This is a genomic window from Cupriavidus sp. 05N39, assembly GCF_056397325.1.
The window spans coordinates 1-397 of sequence record NZ_JBFTNE010000360.1 but is presented as its reverse complement, the minus strand read 5'-3'; the positions used below and the strand labels follow the sequence as shown (position 1 = coordinate 397).

Genomic DNA, 397 nt, shown 5'->3' with positions numbered 1-397 from the left:
GTGACGCCCTGCTGCTGCACTTCCTGCGGCAGGCGGTTGATCGCCTGGTTCACGCTGTTCTGCACCTGCACCTGGGCGATGTCCGGGTTGGCGCGCTGGTCGAAGGTGACGGTAATGCGCGACTGGCCCGAGGAAGAACTGGTCGAGGAGAAATACAGCAGGTGGTCGATGCCCTTGATCTGCTGCTCGATCACCTGGGTAACGCTGTCCTCCACCGTCTGCGCCGACGCGCCGGTGTAGTTGGCGGTGATGTTGACCTGCGGCGGAGCGATGTCCGGGTACTGCTCGACCGGCAGCTGGGTCACCGCGATCGCGCCGAGCGCCATGATGCAGATCGCCAGGACCCAGGCGAACACCGGGCGGTGGATGAAAAAGCGCGGCAGCATGTGTTCAGTCC

At 64.5% G+C, this 397-nt stretch carries 1 protein-coding gene; it reads right to left on the bottom strand.

Annotated features, from left to right (window positions below; all coding sequences use genetic code 11):
* The coding region (locus tag AC1DN0_RS41705) for an efflux RND transporter permease subunit (RefSeq protein WP_477146697.1) at positions 1–383 on the bottom strand (383 nt) is incomplete at its 3' end.
* Positions 384–397 lie beyond the last annotated feature (14 nt).